17 protein-coding genes are annotated in these 16,264 nt (G+C 45.8%); 4 read left to right on the top strand and 13 right to left on the bottom strand.

All coding sequences use genetic code 11. The annotated features are described in order from the left end of the window. Positions 1–40 precede the first annotated feature (40 nt). A complete protein-coding gene (locus OH458_RS08850) occupies positions 41–1,183 on the bottom strand; it encodes a sugar diacid recognition domain-containing protein (protein ID WP_269978042.1) in 1,143 nt (380 codons plus the stop codon). Between the two features lie 144 nt (positions 1,184–1,327). Next, complete coding sequence (locus OH458_RS08845; protein WP_269978041.1) at positions 1,328–1,810, bottom strand: MarR family winged helix-turn-helix transcriptional regulator; 483 nt, start codon at positions 1,808–1,810, stop codon at positions 1,328–1,330. Between the two features lie 115 nt (positions 1,811–1,925). Between OH458_RS08845 and OH458_RS08840 the strand changes: the two genes are divergently transcribed. Beyond that, positions 1,926–2,825, top strand: a complete 900-nt coding sequence (locus OH458_RS08840) for a DMT family transporter (protein ID WP_269978040.1) — start codon at positions 1,926–1,928, stop codon at positions 2,823–2,825. 14 nt (positions 2,826–2,839) lie between these two features. On the opposite strand, the gene OH458_RS08835 is transcribed toward OH458_RS08840, so the two are convergent. The 4 genes from OH458_RS08835 to OH458_RS08820 all read right to left on the bottom strand — a co-directional run bounded on the left by OH458_RS08835 (position 2,840) and on the right by OH458_RS08820 (position 8,146). After that, positions 2,840–4,219: a sensor histidine kinase gene (locus OH458_RS08835; protein ID WP_269978039.1), complete on the bottom strand. Its 1,380-nt coding sequence runs from the start codon at positions 4,217–4,219 to the stop codon at positions 2,840–2,842. A 132-nt stretch (positions 4,220–4,351) separates the two neighbouring features. Further along, positions 4,352–5,905, bottom strand: coding sequence for a YadA-like family protein (locus OH458_RS08830; protein ID WP_269978038.1), 1,554 nt, complete (start codon positions 5,903–5,905; stop codon positions 4,352–4,354). Positions 5,906–6,510: 605 nt separating this feature from the next. Further along, positions 6,511–7,077: a sugar O-acetyltransferase gene (locus OH458_RS08825; RefSeq protein ID WP_269978037.1), complete on the bottom strand. Its 567-nt coding sequence runs from the start codon at positions 7,075–7,077 to the stop codon at positions 6,511–6,513. A gap of 169 nt (positions 7,078–7,246) precedes the next feature. Then, positions 7,247–8,146 carry a LysR family transcriptional regulator gene (locus OH458_RS08820; RefSeq protein ID WP_269978036.1) on the bottom strand — a complete coding sequence of 300 codons (900 nt, stop codon included), beginning with the start codon at positions 8,144–8,146 and terminating at the stop codon, positions 7,247–7,249. 131 nt (positions 8,147–8,277) lie between these two features. On the opposite strand from OH458_RS08820, the gene OH458_RS08815 reads away from it, so the two are divergent. Both OH458_RS08815 and OH458_RS08810 read left to right on the top strand, forming a co-directional pair. Continuing rightward, entirely contained in the window at positions 8,278–8,583 is a 306-nt protein-coding gene (locus tag OH458_RS08815; RefSeq protein WP_269978035.1) for a monooxygenase, read from the top strand. Positions 8,584–8,592: 9 nt separating this feature from the next. Beyond that, positions 8,593–8,970, top strand: coding sequence for a hypothetical protein (locus tag OH458_RS08810; protein ID WP_269978034.1), 378 nt, complete (start codon positions 8,593–8,595; stop codon positions 8,968–8,970). A gap of 47 nt (positions 8,971–9,017) precedes the next feature. Here OH458_RS08810 and OH458_RS08805 read toward each other — a convergent pair whose 3' ends face one another. The 7 genes from OH458_RS08805 to OH458_RS08775 form a co-directional block, all read right to left on the bottom strand. Further along, a complete protein-coding gene (locus OH458_RS08805; protein ID WP_004746289.1) occupies positions 9,018–9,440 on the bottom strand; it encodes a hypothetical protein in 423 nt (140 codons plus the stop codon). 198 nt (positions 9,441–9,638) lie between these two features. Then, positions 9,639–10,520 carry an L-ribulose-5-phosphate 3-epimerase gene (locus OH458_RS08800; RefSeq protein WP_038187862.1) on the bottom strand — a complete coding sequence of 294 codons (882 nt, stop codon included), beginning with the start codon at positions 10,518–10,520 and terminating at the stop codon, positions 9,639–9,641. A gap of 9 nt (positions 10,521–10,529) precedes the next feature. Beyond that, positions 10,530–11,177 (bottom strand): 3-keto-L-gulonate-6-phosphate decarboxylase UlaD, encoded by a 648-nt coding sequence (locus OH458_RS08795; protein WP_269978033.1) that lies wholly within the window; start codon positions 11,175–11,177, stop codon positions 10,530–10,532. 5 nt (positions 11,178–11,182) lie between these two features. Beyond that, positions 11,183–12,004, bottom strand: a complete 822-nt coding sequence (locus tag OH458_RS08790; protein WP_269978032.1) for a pyridoxal phosphatase — start codon at positions 12,002–12,004, stop codon at positions 11,183–11,185. A 21-nt stretch (positions 12,005–12,025) separates the two neighbouring features. Next, complete coding sequence (locus OH458_RS08785; protein WP_269978031.1) at positions 12,026–12,718, bottom strand: L-ribulose-5-phosphate 4-epimerase; 693 nt, start codon at positions 12,716–12,718, stop codon at positions 12,026–12,028. Between the two features lie 9 nt (positions 12,719–12,727). Continuing rightward, a complete protein-coding gene (locus OH458_RS08780; RefSeq protein WP_269978030.1) occupies positions 12,728–13,204 on the bottom strand; it encodes a PTS sugar transporter subunit IIA in 477 nt (158 codons plus the stop codon). A 71-nt stretch (positions 13,205–13,275) separates the two neighbouring features. After that, on the bottom strand, positions 13,276–15,036 hold the full coding sequence (locus tag OH458_RS08775) for a PTS ascorbate-specific subunit IIBC (protein ID WP_039624921.1): 1,761 nt from the start codon (positions 15,034–15,036) through the stop codon (positions 13,276–13,278). Positions 15,037–15,399: 363 nt separating this feature from the next. On the opposite strand from OH458_RS08775, the gene ulaR reads away from it, so the two are divergent. Then, a complete protein-coding gene (ulaR, locus tag OH458_RS08770) occupies positions 15,400–16,155 on the top strand; it encodes an HTH-type transcriptional regulator UlaR (protein ID WP_039624920.1) in 756 nt (251 codons plus the stop codon). Positions 16,156–16,264: the final 109 nt, after the last annotated feature.

Below are 16,264 nucleotides of genomic sequence, written 5' to 3'. Positions count from 1 at the left end.
GCAACATAAACAGTCAACTTGCACAAAAAACCAATGGTAATCACAAGCATTTTAAGGCTAGATATAACTGCACCTTATGATCTAACTTGTTGATTTTTAGATTAGTCACCTCTTCTATCTTTTCTAATCGGTAACGGAGTGTATTTCGGTGAATATGTAGCGCTGCACAAGTTTGAGCTAGATCGCAATCTTGGTCAAAAAATATGCGGAGTGTTTTAAGTAATGTGCCTTTGCTGTCTTGCTGTTGGAGCTTAACAAGTGGTTCTAGTAGCTGTGCTTGCCTCCACTCGTCTTGTTTTAAGCCCCCCACTAACACCGATAGCTTATGATCTTGGTAGAAAAGAATGGCATCTTTGCTCTGCTTTGCGCCATCTAGCGTTGCTTTGGCGGTATCGTAAGAACGCGCTAAACCCGCCAGCCCCGGGAAATACTGCCCCATCGCGATCTGTATCGAAAAGTCCGATTCTTGCTCTACGCGCTTAAGAAGCTTTTTCACACGGCGCCGCTCTTCCATGTGATTCCAGACACCATCAACCAGCGTAACGGGTTTGAGCACCACCACTTCATTCATCGATACCGAAACGATACCGACGATATTGTTTCGCTCTGGATACTCGAGCAAGTGGACCAATTTCTGAAGGTGCTCCAGTGTTAAAGGTTGCCCTTTTTTTGGGATCACTTTCACTGCGGCGGCAATTCGGGGTTGAGAAAGGTTGAGATCCAAACGCTCAGCAATTGATAGCAGTTGGTTTTCGTTTAATGTAGAGCCTTGAATAAGCTGGAGAAGTAACTCTTCACGATGACGTTTGTTCCACTGAATCTGCGCCATCATGGCTTCTTGTTCGACAATCAGTTCAGCGGTCATTTTGACAAGCTCACCATAGCGCCTGACTTCATCGGGTTGACCTGATATGCCCACCACCCCAATGACCAGCTCTTGGTGAAGAATGGGGAGGTTGATCCCCTCTTTGACGCCATTTAAGGTGCTGGCTACGGTCTTGTTGATTTCAACCGTACGATTGTCGTGGATCGCTAACAGCGCGCCTTCATGGGTGCGGTGCAAACGGGAGGGGTCACTAGAGCCGATGATCTGTCCGTTTTCATCCATCACGTTAACGGGAAACTGAATAATTTTTGTCGCTCGCTCTACGATTTGGCGAGCAATTAGCGTGTTTAACTGCATAGGTGCGCCTTGTGATCACCCACTCTTGGTATTTTGCTTAACATATCACAAGGGCACCTCGAGTCACGCAGGGCAAATTCGACTCGCTCACAGAGAGAGTAAAAAAATGCCCGAGGCTCTCCCTCAGGCACAATTTAGTTCAGGTTATTCATACTGGGCTAGCCAGTGTTTTAACAGCACATTGAGCTCAGTCTGTTGCTCATGACTCAGTCCGGCGACTAACTGAGTCTGCACACCCACATGCTCCTCAATGATTTGGTCAATCAACTTCAGCCCCTCTTGAGTCAGCTCAACAGTCACACTGCGGCGGTCTTCTTTACTGTGCTGACGGCTGATCAAACTTTTGGCTTCTAACTTGTCGAGCCGATTGGTCATAGCGCCTGATGTCAGCATCATGGAGTTAATCAGCTCTGAAGGCGTTAAGCGAAACGGCGTGCCACTTCGACGCAAAGTCGCGAGCACATCAAACTCACCGAGCTTTAAGTCATACCGCTTGTGCAGCTCTGCAACCTCAGACTCCATATACTTTGCAATTCGCATCAAGCGACCCATGATCGCCATAGGCTGAGTATCCAAATCTGGCTTCTCATCAGCCCACTGGCTCACCACTTTATCTATCGCATCCATGAATCTCTCTCTAACTCCCATAGCAAAACTCGAAGTATCTTAACATAAAGATACTTTACAAACAGCAATGTGAAGAGTAAGTTTAACTCGAAGTATCTTAATGTGAAGATAAATAATGAACATATTGCTTGCGATGATCCCCGCCTTCTTTTGGGGAACCACTTATGCCGTTACCCAATACACTCTCGCGGATTGGCCGCCATTGTTGTTAGGGGCGATAAGAGCGCTCCCTGCAGGTCTGCTGCTTCTGGCATTCAAACCCAGTTTACCTAAGGCGCAAGATTGGGGCGTTCTTGTTCGATTGGGCTTTATCAACATTGCCACCTTCTTTGTTCTGATCTTTGTTATGGCGCTCACGCTGCCATCAGCCATTTCTGGGGTGGGGATGATTTCAGTGCCCGTATTCGCGATGCTCTACACTTGGTTGCGATACAAAAAACGCCCGGGTCGACTGCAAGCGATTAGTGGGGCGGCACTGATTGCTCTAGCTTGGATGCTGTTTGATCCACGCTCCATTAGCTTAAATCCTGTTGGTTTGGCGGCGATGCTTGGCGCGATCAGCTGCATTATTGTCGGCAGTTCATTAACCAAATCACTGGGTGTGCGTATTCACTGGTGGACAGTATTGAGCTGGCAACTGATTCTGGGCGGCGCAATCCTGACGCTTGCTGCCATCATCCATAGCATGATTCAACCCGCCCAATACGCCGCGGCGATTGAGCAGCTCTCGATGACCAACGTGCTGGGGCTACTTTGGGTTGTGTTACTCAATACTGCGCTGGGATACGGCCTTTATGTGTGGTTATTGCAACGCATGTCTGTGGTCGATTTTACCTTTGGCGGCATTGCTAACCCTGTGGCGGGGATCGTATCTGGGCTGCTACTGCTCGGTGAGTCTTTTACCCCCGTGCAATACAGCTTAATGGTAGGCATGATCGCGATGTCGCTGTTACCCCAAGTGGTAGACAGCTTAAGCTCTCAAGCCAAAGTACGCAGGCATGTAGAAATAAATTAGAGTAGTAAGCCTCATCAGCAAGGCGTGCAAGTGGACGCGACGCGGTTTTCTATCGCTTTCGGGATAGTGATGGAAAACTTTGCACCGCCGAGTGGGCTTTGGCTGACGGCCAATCGCCAGCCAAGATTCTTCGCCGCTTGATTGGCAATCGCCAAGCCTAAACCAAAGCCGCCTTGATTTAAGTTTCGGCTCGTATCCAAACGAGAAAAGGCGATGAAGATTTCTTCTTGTTTCTCTTCAGGTATACCTTCACCGTTGTCTTCAACATGGATCAGATAACAGGTTTGATCCTGCTCGATCGACACTTCAACTTCGCCATTACCATATTTGTTCGCGTTCTTGATCAAATTATCGAGCACCAACTTAGCGTAACACTCGCAGCCATAGACCCTAGGGTCATCCAACGCTCGTTGAACAACAAACGTCGCGCTGCCCGGCTCTGCGGTAACTTGGATGCGATCTTGGCAGAGCTCAACCAACGAAAAACAGGTCGGCTCTAGCTGCATTTCTCCATTCTGGTTGGTCAGCTTTGCCAATTTTAGGATGTCTGACGTTAACAGAGATATATCGCCAATATAACGGTCTATTTGATCAAATAGGTCGTTTTTATCGACGGTATCCTCTCGCCTTAGCAGATCACTGGCCATCTGAATGCGCGTCAACGGCGTTCGAATCTCATGCGGGATAGCGTAAGAGAAGATTTGCGCCTGTTTGACGCGAGCTTCAATATCGTCCGCCATGTAATTGAAACTCTCGGCGATCTCTTTCATCGGTGACAGAGCACTCGGCTCAGCTCGCACGCTCAGATCTCCCTGACCAAAGACGCGCTGCGTGTGGAGCAGCTTTTTGACACGGCGGTTGACCATCACAAGCGGCGTGTATATCAGAAGCCCGATCACCAAACCAATCAGAGTAAACAGGACGGTAAAAAACTGCGTATCTTCATCCTCATACCACTCTTCATGAGTGTGAGAGGGCTCTTCAATTTCAGTCAGTAGTAAAAACTTGTCGCTGTTGGGAATGGGGAGCGCTGAAGAGAAATAGTCATCGTCACGAACGTACACCTTGGGCCCTGTGTCACTGACAAGCATCACGCACTCTTTACACCGCTCGCCCGCCACCTCACTGTTGTCCACCAATGAGAGTGTGTAGTTATAGAACACCAACTCGTCTTGACTGTTTAGCCTTTCGTATAGCCCATCTGGCTCGCCCTCAGTTTCGAGGTAACGCTTTACATGAATGGCAGAGCTCTCAACAAAAGAATCAATGTCTCCTTGTAGCATGTAGCCGTCAGTAAGTTTGGTAAACAAGGTAATGGTACCCAGAATACTGACCACACCCGTGAGGTAGAGATAGGTGAAGATTGAGCGACTTTTTTTGCGTTTTACCATCATGGGGCCCATTCCTAAGAGACGGGCACAAACTAACACAAGTCGATTTTGTTTTATACGGAAGACAAATTTAGTAGGTAGAAAAAAGCCTATCGAGCTATTCGATAGGCTTGGCAAAAGTGAGTATACAAGAAGTTAAAAACTAAAGCCGACGCTCGCTGAAGCGGTGACCTGTTCCAACTGGGTGTCTGTCGCGGCCGCAAAACGAGTACTCACATGATCTGACATGTTATGGGTGACACCGATTGCAACTGCCTCATAGCCTTGCGCATGACCAACGCCAACCGACACCATAGTGTCACCGACATACCTAGGCTGTACCAAACCAGCGATAGCTGCCATTGTTGCCACTGAACGTTTAACACCTTCTAAGTCTGACTCTAGCGAACTTACTCGGCTCTCCACTTTGTCCAAACGCTGGCTATTTGAAATAGAGCGAGATGTCGTAGAGTAAAGCTCTTGCTCTGCCGCTGTCATACGGTTGTTACGCAAGGTGTTGATCTGTTCTTGAGCAACAATATGATCATCTAGCTTGGCGCCAACATGAGAAGTGGCTTGTTTCGCTGCAACAATCTCCTCATCTTGTGTCGTATCTTTCGTTTGTTGAGCTGTGATGTGATCGCTTACTTTGGTGTCGACATTTGCAATGGCTGAATCTTGTGCGGAGTCTTTGGTCGCTTGAGTGGCGATGTGAGTGTCCACTTTTGTATCAACGCTAGCAATTGCCGAGTCTTGAGCCGAATCCCTTGTTGCTTGCGCTGCAATGTGATTGTCTACTTTTGTATCAACACTAACAATTGCCGAGTCTTGAGCCGAGTCCCTCGTTGCTTGCGCTGCAATGTGATTGTCCACTTTCGTATCAACACTAACAATTGCCGAGTCTTGAGCCGAGTCCCTCGTTGCTTGCGCTGCGATGTGATTGTCCACTTTCGTATCAACACTAACAATTGCCGAGTCTTGAGCCGAGTCCCTTGTTGCTTGCGCTGCGATGTGGTTGTCTACCTTTGTATCAACACTAGCAATCGCCGAGTCTTGATCCGAGTCCCTTGTTGCTTGCGCTGCGATGTGAGTGTCCACTTTTGTATCAACACTAACAATGGCGGAGTCTTGAGCTAAGTCTTTGGTCGCTTGTGTTGCAATATGAGTATTTACTTTCGTATTAACGTCAGCAATGGTTGAAGTGTTTGCAGAAATACGGCTATCTAATTGAGAATCAGCAGCTTGGCGAGCGGTTGACTCATTCGAAACAGCGTTGGAACTGGTCACTAGCTGGTTCTGCAACGATGTTACTGTAGACTTATCAGCTTTAGATGAGGCAGCTGATGCAGCTGCAGACTCTGCAATAGACTTAGCAAAGTCGTACGACAAAGTAGGAACGTAAATAACATCTTCAACCGTTCTGCCATTTTCTTTCACTGGGTCGCCATTTTCATCCAGACGTGTGGAACGAAACTGAAGAGAATTGCGATAAAACATCAACTCTACGTTCTGATTGCCATTTTTTACCGTCATACTGGCATGGCCTTTTTCGTATTCTTGAGTTGCATCTGGGTTTGTGTAAAACCAGCCTTCAACATTATCATTGCCAAATTGTTTACTCGTCTTGACGGTATCCGAGCCAAGATTTGCCGCTGTCGCTGGTAGAGAAAGTGCCGATACAATCGCGGTCACTAAGAAGAGCTTTTTCATGCTTAACCTTATGATTTTTTATTTTAGGTTTAAGTTTTTCGCCACATTCATAGCTATGTCGTCAAGCCTGCACTATGAATGCACCGATTAAACGATAAGTTTTCTCGCCCAAAAATTGGGGCCAGAAATATAAACACTAAATTGCATAAACAAAACCAATAACCCCAACTTATAGAAACTTAACGACAAATTTGCCGCGAAAACGTTACAACAAAGATAAAAATTTGACTTTATCAATAAAATCATAACTTTATATCCACAAACAAAATAATGTTAAGCGTATATTTAGAACACATTTGCTCTATCCGTTGTCCAGTGACAATAGGTTTAAAGATGTAAACGGAGGTAGTAATACTTCGATGAATCGCTATGCGCCAAGTGATTAAAACAGTGCCATGCTCAGTGCTATTGCTCCCGTTGGCAGGATAATTGGGTGGGGCATTTTTAAATTGGCGTAGCTTGGGCAGGGAGGATTACACTAAAGTGTAGTAGAACTAAACGGTCAACTTAGCCAGACAGGCACAAAGGCGAGTAGAAAGGGGAAGAAGACTGCCGACCCTATACGGCAGTCCAAATATCAAAACGCCAATCAAGAGGGTTAGATGCTAAGCATCACCTTGATCAATCGAACGGATAACACGGCACGGGTTGCCTGCCGCAACAACATTCGCAGGAATATCTTTCGTCACTACGCTACCTGCACCGATAACACTGTTAGCACCAATGTTAACACCCGGACACACGATCACGCCGCCGCCGAGCCACACGTTATCACCAATCGTAATCGGCGTCCCAAACTCAACGCCCTCTTCTACTCGCCCTTTCACATCTAATGGGTGACCTGCCGTGTAGATTTGTACATTCGGCGCGAACAGCACATTATCTCCAATATGAACTTCAGCGACATCTAACACCACACAGTTAAAGTTAGCGTAGAAGTTTTTGCCGAGTTTTATGTTAGAGCCGTAATCACATCGAAATGGCGGCTCGAGATACGCCCCCTCGGAATCCGGAATCAAACGGTCGACAGCGCTTCGCCACTCTGGGGTATTTGGAATGCTATTGTTTAGTGTTTGCAACACCTTACGGCACTCAATACGTTCGTTGAACAGTTCTTCGTCCCACGCTTCATAAGGCTCACCTTCGAGCATTTTCTCTTTTTCGCTTCTCATATCACTTACCCGTTAATCTTAAAACTACCATCGAAATATCGCATACCAATGTCGGCTTATAAAAAGATTAAATCACTAAATTAACACGGCGTGTGATGGGTCACCTTCTGCGTCATATCGACGTAAACAGGTGGTTGTCAGTAATGACTCACTGTTATGTTTTCAGAGGTTAAGATTCGCCTTTTGCCGATTTTGCTAATAACAATTCGTAGAAGCATTTGGCAGCCGGGCCCGTTTTGGCTCCCTTCGGTAGCGTGATATGCAACGGGACTTGATATTTTTCATTGTGCTCGACTTTAAGCACCTTTAGCTGGCCTGTGTTTCTTGACTTGATGATATGCTCTGGTAAACGGCAAAAACCGACACCTTGCTCCACCGCTCGAAATGCATGGTCAAAATTGTCGACGGTTATCCGCTGATTCGCTTTTAACCAACCAACATTTTGCTCTTTGTTCTCAATCTGAGTAGCCCCTAGATCGCGAATGACAACCTGACAATGAGTGGCAAAATCCACCATACAAACCTGACTCTGACTTGCGAGTGGGTGTTTGCTTGAGACAACAGGCAACATACTCGTCATCGAAAAAGCTTCGGCAGGGTAGTTGGTTACCGGCAAAGTAATTATCGCAATATCCGCTTGCTCGCTGGTCACCATTTCAGCCGTTTTAGACAGCGAAGTCTCTACTACTTGAATCGAGGTGGTACTGTTTCGACTAAGATACTCTGCCATCGGTTGATAGAGCAGGCTCGGGTCGCAGAGGTGATCCATCGCAACGGTAATCTCTGACTCGACACCCGCTGAAATTTGTTGGCTTAAGTCTTCCAGATCTCTTGCCTGTTCGAGCATACTGCTCGCTCTTCTAAGCAGCGAACGGCCATGTTCAGTCACTGTCGCCCGTCTTCCCTTCACCTCCACCAGCTTAACGCCCAGTTGATCTTCAAGCTTTTTGATCGAGTAAATCAGAGTGGTATGGCTTTTGTTTAAAGCCAAAGCCGCGGCTTGAATACTGCCCGCCCTCTCCACTTCTTTCAGCGTTACCCATTGCTCAAGTGTACTTTTCAACCTCATTACACAACCTGTCGATTTTTTAGACATTAATACGCAATATTATGAACTTTTCTGTTCAATTTATATAGACAACAATATCTCCATCGAACAGCAATACGCGTTCACAACAGACAACAATCGGAGAAACTAAAATGAAACTACTACAAGTCGATTTTGAATATCATGGCCCTATGGGCGAAGAGATGTCTAAAGCATTGGTTGGTCTAGCGGAGTCAATTAATCAAGAACCCGGTATGATCTGGAAAATCTGGACAGAAAACGAATCTGAGAAGCTAGGTGGTGGTATCTATCTTTTCCAAGATGAGGTCAGCGCACAAAATTACCTAGACATGCATGCTGCGAGACTGAAAGAAATGGGCGTAGCAGAAGTACGTGGCGTTATTTTTGACATCAATCAGCCACTGACTGAAATCAATCGTGGGCCAGTTGGCCTGTAAGGAACCGCTATGACGAATAGATTGTTTTTAACCTTGCACGGCAGCATCTACACTGTGTTTGCATTCGCACTGTTTTTTCTACCAACTGTTATGTGGCCAATGTATGGCGTTGAGATTAACGATAAGTACGCTTACTTTCTGTCTCAACACACAAGTATCTTTCTCGGTGGTGTAGCGGCAGTAAGCCTGTTTCTAAGAACAATTGAGCACAAAGAGACAATGCAACAGCTACTCAAAGCACTGCTTGTCACCAACCTGCTTGGTGTCGCTATAACCAGCTACGCTGGGTTTACAGGAATCTTTGTTGGCTTCGGTTGGAGCGATCCTGCCTTTTTTGCTCTGTTATCCCTATTAAGCTATCGACAGCTAAGTGCCCAAAAGAATTGAAAACAGTGGCACTTTGGGCATGGTCTAAAAGCGACGCCCAACGTTGCCTATTTCGTCACGATAAACTTACTGTAAGTGCTAACTTTACCGTTGATGTATTCAATACCGCAGTGAATGTTTTCTAGATTGCTGCCAACGATTTGATACTCAACGATAAATTCACCGCTTATGACTTTTATAAACAAGAAGCCTTCCATCACTTTCCACAAGCCCTGAAGCGATTTGTCGCTGAAGAGATCTTTCTCCGACAAAGTGCCGTTTGGGTTGAGCCTGATCTGTGAGGCAAAGCCATCAACATTTACTTTTACCCAAGTCTGTTGGTGGACTTCATAACTTAGAATTTTTCGGCGCTGTTTCACCCACTCTTTGAGCTCTTGTTCTTGGGTAGGAGTTAAGCTTGGTAGATCTTCCATCTCCAGTAGAGTGTGGTGTTTTTCGTACCAAAACAGTTGTAAGTGAAGCAGTTTCATTCTTGTTTGCAGCTTATAGATAGGAAAGTCAGCGCAACTGTGCTCCAACTCAGACTTGAAGTCAAATCTTATGCATTCGATTGAAAATGTGCAGCGCAATACGGGGGGCTTGCACTGCACTATCCCATAAAGGGGATGAATGGCGATCTATTGAGCGCCGGAGCATGGTGCCCTTGTTCTAGGCACCTTTATTCAATGCTAAGCTGCAAATAGCTTTGGCAAGTCAGCATGTTCACACGCTTGATTTAGTCGACGCTGAGCAGTGAGAATATTCTGTTTCCAATTATCATCCTGAGCCCACATTTCAATGACCAAAGGGACGACGCATTCTGTCTTCTTGAGGGTATCGAATATCGAGTTGAAATCGACCTCGCCTTCGCCGATAACCAAATCGCGAAATTGCCCTTTATAGTCTGACGTAACTCGATAGGTGTCCTTTAGGTGAATTTGAGTAATGTGTGGTTTACTCAATTTCAGCTCAGTTACGATATCGTAGTTCCAACCAGAAATGTTACCAACGTCAGGGTAAGCCGTAAAATAAGGAGAATCGACCTCTCGGCTTAATACCTCAAATTTACTTAACGAATTCAGGTAGTCGGTATCCATGATCTCGACAGCAAGCATGACACCGGCCCTTTCAGCTAGCTTCGCTGACTGCTTCATTCCTTGAATAAACCGCTGGTGAGTCGCTTGATTAGCTGGCTCATAATAGACATCATAGCCTGCTAGCTGAATCGTACGCACGCCAAGTTTGTATGCCAATGAGATCGCTTTCTCCATATGCAGTAAGGCTTGCTCGCGAGTTTCAGGATCAGCCGAGCCGAACGGGTACTTGCGATGAGCACTTAAACACATCGATTGAAGAGGAACCCCATAACGTTCGCACTGATGACGCAGGGCATAAATGGTTTCATCATCCCAGTCTAGGCGGCTGCGACGTTCATCAGATTCATCCACAGAGATCTCTAAAAAATCGAATCCTAGCTCTTTGGTCGTTTTAAGCTTTTCTTCCCAACTTAGCTCGTTAGGTAGGGCCTTTTCATACAAACCGACTCGGTGGCGTTGAAGATTTTGATACATAGACAACTCCTAGTTCCAGAAGCGGTCAATTTGAGCACGAAGTGCTTCAGCGGTTTGCTTACCCTGCTCACCCGCTAGAGCCCGACCCGCAATAAAGGTTTTAGCCTTGATACCCTCAAATAGGTAAAGATCTTCAGGCACGATACCACCAGTGATCGACAATTCGATACCGAGTTCAGACAAGGCACGCATTTTTGCCAAATCTTGTTCGGTCCAGCCAACTCCTGCCAACTCTGCATCACGAGAACGGTGATAAATCGCTTGCGAGATACCTAAATCGACCCAAGCTTGAGCATCTTCCATTGTCCAATTACCGTAGATCTCAATCTGAATTTCGCCCTTGTGCTGATCCGCGACTTTCTTGCACGCTTCTATGGTTGCAATGTGTGCCGCTGCGGAAACAGTAATCCAATCAGCTCCCGCCTCGAAGGCCATTTTGGCTAGAATGGCTCCGCCGTCTGTCGTTTTCATATCACACACTAAAATATGGTCAGGGTGATTAGCACGCAGAGTCGAAACCGCATTCATGCCCTCAGCAAATGCGAGGATAGTGCCCACTTCAATCACATCAACAAAGCTTTCAACATTGTTCGCCACTTCAATCGCTGCAGGTAAGTTAGTTTGGTCTAGGGCGATTTGAATCATTGGTTTTGTCATTATCGTTATCCTTTAATTTTTTCACGTATTAGACGGGCCAAGCCATCTTGATTGTTATCTGTCGAGCACACGAGTTTGGCGTGTGATTTCACGGTGTCGTCGGCATTGAGCATTGCGACACCTAAATTGGCGTATTGAAGCATTGAGATATCATTGTGATTGTCGCCAACCGCGATCACATGATTTGCGTGGTAACCAAGCTCCGAGACATATTCAGCAAGACGGAGGCCCTTGCTGTTTCCTTTTGCGGCAAAGTCAATTCGATTTGACCAAGAGCGCTCGCCGTTAAACTGTCGCTCAACCCAAGGGTGTTCCAGTAATCTCTCCACTGAGCTTGGGCATCCCTCAACAACGAACTTCCATACATGCTCTGTCTGTTTTGCTGTTTCACTAAATGAGTCAACCTTGTATATTTTCGGACGGTGGGCTTTTGGTGCAGACTTCGCCCAACTTTCCAAAGCTTGCATGTAGGTTATCGGGTTGTAGTTGGAGTAAGTCATGGCGTCAGAAATGTACATCACCATTTTGACCTGAAACTCACGCGCCAACTCGATGAAGATCTGCGCATCTTCCTTATCAATCGAGTTCTGCTTGAGAACCTTCTCATTGGCGTAGTCATAAACGTACGTACCGTTACAACATATGATTGGAGTATCTAGTTCAAGCTCGTAATAATAGGGTCTCGCAGCGGTGTGGTGGCGCCCTGTCACTACGACAACTTTGCAATGCTGCTTAGCTTCTTGAATCGCACGTTTAACTTCAGGATGGATAGTGTGTTCATCTGTCAGCACTGTTCCATCCAAATCTAATGCTAATACCTTGTACATGGGCTCTTCCTCCAACAAAGATTAACGCTGGCCGTAGTAAGCATTTTCACCGTGTTTACGCAGGTAGTGTTTGTCAGAGAGCTCTGGCTGAATTTTAATGCCGCTATTCAACGAGCGAGTCGCCAGCGCCATTGCCGAAATCTCTTCCAGTACCACGGCATTGTGAACCGCATCATTCGCGTTCTTGCCCCAAGAAAATGGCGCATGCCCTGCCACAATCACGCTAGGAACTGCCATAGGCTTAATGCCACGTTGCTTGAACTCTTCAACGATAACGAGCCCAGTATTTTTCTCATAAGCTCCTGAAATTTCATCGTGAGACAACTTGCGGGTGCAGGGAATATCTCCGTAAAAGTAGTCGGCATGAGTCGTACCGAGTGCGGGAATATCAATCCCAGCCTGCGCCCAGATAGTGGCACTCCGTGAGTGAGTGTGCACTACGCCACCAACCTCTGGAAACGCTCTATAAATTTCAATATGCGTCGCTGTATCACTCGAAGGATTTAGTTTCCCTTCAACAATCTGGCCTTCTAAATCCACGATAACCATGTCGTCTGCGGTCATGGCATCGTATTCAACACCAGAAGGTTTGATTGCCAATACACCGAGTTCGCGATCTATTTCCGAAACGTTTCCCCAAGTGAAGGTCACTAAACCGTATTTGGGCAGCTTGAGATTGGCTTCAAAAACACGTTGTTTTAGTGCGCTATACATAGTTTCTCCTTACGCCATTTCCGCTAGCGCTTCATCAATAACGTCAAACACATCAGTTTTAGTACGACAACGGCGCAACTTGTTAAGATCAACGCCCGTTTCACTCTCTTCGTCATCAAGTACTGTGGTCACTTCCATTAAGCCTTCCATATGTTCATCAGAAGAGCTGCCAGCTAACGTAATCAGCACATCAACAGGCTCATCTTCACCTTCGAAGAACACTGGCTCTTCAAGAGTAACGAGCGCAAAAGCCGTGCGAATAACGCCATCTTCTGGGCGCGCGTGAGGCAGTGCCAAGTTAGGTGCAATACAGATGTAAGGGCCTAGTTTCTCTACACTGTTGATGATCGCTTCATGGTAGCTTGGCAAAATCGCACCAGATGCGGTCAGCATGTCAGTGCCAATGGTGATCGCTTCACGCCAATTAGAAGCAGAGGCTTGTAGTTTGATTGAGTTGTTGTCGATCAGTGATTGCTTAAAACCCATTGTTCTATCTCCAGTTAAGTGCCAGCCATAACTGGCACTTCATTCTCGTTATTGGTTGTTATTCATAGACGTTACTTTGCGCCCGCGAAGTTCTTATCGATGATGTCTAGTAGCTCATCACCAAAAGAGTTCGGATTGAGCATGTTTTGTACACCCAAGACAAACTTACCTTCGCCTGGCTCCATTTCTGCAGATAAGTGTTTCGATGAGACTATGATGTCAGTCGATGCAAGCTTGGACTTGTAGTCAGATACGGCACATGAGTCCATGACATGAGGGATACCTTTTTTCTCTAGGTATTTACCAATCTTCATCTTCATCATCATTGAAGAGCCTTGGCCATTACCACATACCGCTAAGATGCTTACTGGGCGAACGCCATCGCTCGCTTTGATTGCTTGCTCTACCGCTTCAATCACTTCAGGCTCTTCTGTAACAGAAACAACGCCTTGTGCATCTTCTTCTGCTCGAAGCTGCTTAGAAGCAAAGAACATGTATACCAATGACAGTGCCACTAATACCCAGAAGAAGGCTTTTGACATAGAGATACCGGCAAAGATAGGTGGGAACACGAGAGCCCAGTCAGCCATGCCCATCCAGCCACTGAATTCAACACCGTGGTTGCTAATCAGCTGAATAGCCCAAGCAGAGCCAACCACTTCGATAATGCCCATCACGAAACAGATCTTCATAACCGCTTTCCAGCCACCAAAGTGGTTAGCGAATACACCAATTGTCGCGTTCGAGAAGAACATAGGTATGAAGCCAGGGATGATCATGATTGGAGAGTCAGTAAGTAGCAGCGCGCCAACGGCCAAGAACTGACCAATCGCACCCCACATAAAGCCAAATACCATGGCATTAGGAGAAAACGCATAGATGGCAGCACAATCGATAGCCAATACTGCATTTGGAATCACACGCTCAGAGATACCCTTAAATGCTTCTGACAATTCAGCAACGAACATACGAACACCAGCAACGATAACTTGAATTGCTACGGCAAACTTCAAGCCCGTTTCTAGGATATAGATTGTCCAGTGCGTACTACCCGCCATTGTTTGTAGGTTATCTAGGCCAAACGACAGCAAGATGATGCCAAAGAAAACCGTCATAACAATCGCTGTTGCCGCAATACTGTCATGGAAGATATGCAGCCATTTAGGCAGTTCGATATGGTCTACACTATCGTTCTTATCACCTAGTTTTGGCGCAACCTTAGTCGCAATCCAAGAAGCAACCTGCTGTTGGTGACCAATAGAGAAACCAGCCCCACCTGTGACTTCCTCAGTAGGCTTGAACATGATATTGGAAGAGATACCCCAATACAGTGCCATTAATACTGCTGAATATAGGATGGTCTCCCACATGGAGGCACCAAGAATGAAGTAGAAAACCGCAACCAAACCAGCCTGTTGGAACATGATATGGCCAGTCAACATAATAGTGCGAATACCCGTGAAGCGGCGGAAAAGGACGAGAAGAATGTTAAGGCCTAACGCGAGTAGTACCGCATAGCCAACCCAGGAATACATGTCTCCCATGTTTTCCATTGTCGCCATCATGGTTGTATATGGGTCAATAACTGATCCCGTCAATCCATGATACTCCGACAACTTTTCAATAACGGGTTTAAACCCTTTAACTAGTGTGCCCGCACCAACTTGGACGAGCATAAAGCCTACAATCGTTTTGATTGAACCTTTGATAATCGTCGTCGGATCGCGTCTCAGCAGCCAGTAGCCGATAAAAGTAACGAGACCAAGCAGCAAGGGGGCTTTGGTCATTACTTGGCTGTAAAATATATAGAAGATGTCGTATAAGAACTCCATATCTTTACCCCTAATAGTATTTGTAATTTTATTTGGTTGGTAGGACCGAACGTTTTCAATTCATCGTATGAAAAACGCTCTCTTTTGCTCACGAACTAAACTTTAACAATCAAAAGTAATCATTCAATGCTCATTTGTGATTATTTTGATTTTTATCAATTTTGTTCTATCTCAATGGCTGTTTTTGGGTCACCGATCACACCCAAAAATACAAAATCATTAAATATCAATAACTTAAATTAATTTGTGAGTTGTGGCATATTTTTATTTCGTGGTTATTTGACAATCAAAGTGATGATTATTAGAATCAAAACAAATCACAAGCAATCACCAAGTAATCACAAGCTTGAATAGGTGATAAGAATGAACGAAGTACAAAGACACAACGGCATTTTGTCGTTGCTAGAAGAAAATGAGACCATCAACGTTTCGCACATCATCAACAGCTTTAATGTTTCTCCTGCGACAGCTCGTCGCGACATTTCAAAGCTCGATGAGTTGGGAAAACTGCGTAAAGTTCGTAACGGTGCTGAACGTATTGAGAACCAAAAGAAAAAGTGGTCACCGCTAAACATCAACAGCACTGATCACTATGAAGAGAAGTCGCTTATAGCGTTACGCGCAGCTGAATTATGTGACTCGGGCGATAGTGTAGTCATCAACTGTGGTTCAACCGCATTTTTGCTAGGTCAAAGACTGTGTGGCCAAGACGTACAGATTGTCACCAATTACTTTCCGTTGGCGAGCTATCTAATCAATGAGGATCATGACGACGTGATCATTATTGGTGGCCAATACAATAAAGCGCAAAACATCTTTCTTAACCCTGCTCCCAATTCACTTGGAGGGTATGCGGGTAACTGGATGTTTACCTCAGGCAAAGGCTTAACTGAAGCGGGGCTTTACAAAGCAGACATGCTTACCGCAGTAGCAGAGCAGCAAATGCTTGAGCAAATCGATAAGTTAGTCGTGGTGGTAGATAGTTCGAAAGTGGGCCAAAGAACAGGGATGGTTTTCTGCCCTGCGAGCAAGATTGATATCGTTATAACAGGCAAAGATGCCAATCCTGACGTTGTCAAAGCGATTGAAGCTCAAGGAACACAAGTCATTCTGGTTTAACGCCGCCAAATAGATAATTAACACAACAAATTGCTCAGTGTCTTAATCTCGCATTAAGACGCTTAGCTCCCTACATCCTAAATAAATCAAATATCGTGAAATTAAAGGT

Source organism: Vibrio sp. MarTm2 (assembly GCF_027587055.1).
In the GTDB taxonomy this organism is placed as follows: Bacteria; Pseudomonadota; Gammaproteobacteria; order Enterobacterales; family Vibrionaceae; genus Vibrio; species Vibrio sinaloensis_D.
Note: the sequence above shows the minus strand (reverse complement) of the source record. Positions and strands in the feature narration are given on the sequence as shown.

Bases quoted from the DNA above. Each gene is read 5' to 3' on its own strand.
- OH458_RS08820 (WP_269978036.1), bottom strand. From the start codon at position 8,146: ATGAGGTTGAAAAGTACACTTGAGCAATGGGTAACGCTGAAAGAAGTG.
- OH458_RS08830 (WP_269978038.1), bottom strand. From the start codon at position 5,905: ATGAAAAAGCTCTTCTTAGTGACCGCGATTGTATCGGCACTTTCTCTA.
- ulaR (WP_039624920.1), top strand. From the start codon at position 15,400: ATGAACGAAGTACAAAGACACAACGGCATTTTGTCGTTGCTAGAAGAA.
- OH458_RS08805 (WP_004746289.1), bottom strand. From the start codon at position 9,440: ATGAAACTGCTTCACTTACAACTGTTTTGGTACGAAAAACACCACACT.
- OH458_RS08775 (WP_039624921.1), bottom strand. From the start codon at position 15,036: ATGGAGTTCTTATACGACATCTTCTATATATTTTACAGCCAAGTAATG.
- OH458_RS08810 (WP_269978034.1), top strand. From the start codon at position 8,593: ATGACGAATAGATTGTTTTTAACCTTGCACGGCAGCATCTACACTGTG.
- OH458_RS08835 (WP_269978039.1), bottom strand. From the start codon at position 4,219: ATGATGGTAAAACGCAAAAAAAGTCGCTCAATCTTCACCTATCTCTAC.
- OH458_RS08825 (WP_269978037.1), bottom strand. From the start codon at position 7,077: ATGAGAAGCGAAAAAGAGAAAATGCTCGAAGGTGAGCCTTATGAAGCG.
- OH458_RS08815 (WP_269978035.1), top strand. From the start codon at position 8,278: ATGAAACTACTACAAGTCGATTTTGAATATCATGGCCCTATGGGCGAA.
- OH458_RS08795 (WP_269978033.1), bottom strand. From the start codon at position 11,177: ATGACAAAACCAATGATTCAAATCGCCCTAGACCAAACTAACTTACCT.
- OH458_RS08850 (WP_269978042.1), bottom strand. From the start codon at position 1,183: ATGCAGTTAAACACGCTAATTGCTCGCCAAATCGTAGAGCGAGCGACA.
- OH458_RS08785 (WP_269978031.1), bottom strand. From the start codon at position 12,718: ATGTATAGCGCACTAAAACAACGTGTTTTTGAAGCCAATCTCAAGCTG.
- OH458_RS08790 (WP_269978032.1), bottom strand. From the start codon at position 12,004: ATGTACAAGGTATTAGCATTAGATTTGGATGGAACAGTGCTGACAGAT.
- OH458_RS08800 (WP_038187862.1), bottom strand. From the start codon at position 10,520: ATGTATCAAAATCTTCAACGCCACCGAGTCGGTTTGTATGAAAAGGCC.
- OH458_RS08780 (WP_269978030.1), bottom strand. From the start codon at position 13,204: ATGGGTTTTAAGCAATCACTGATCGACAACAACTCAATCAAACTACAA.
- OH458_RS08845 (WP_269978041.1), bottom strand. From the start codon at position 1,810: ATGGATGCGATAGATAAAGTGGTGAGCCAGTGGGCTGATGAGAAGCCA.
- OH458_RS08840 (WP_269978040.1), top strand. From the start codon at position 1,926: ATGAACATATTGCTTGCGATGATCCCCGCCTTCTTTTGGGGAACCACT.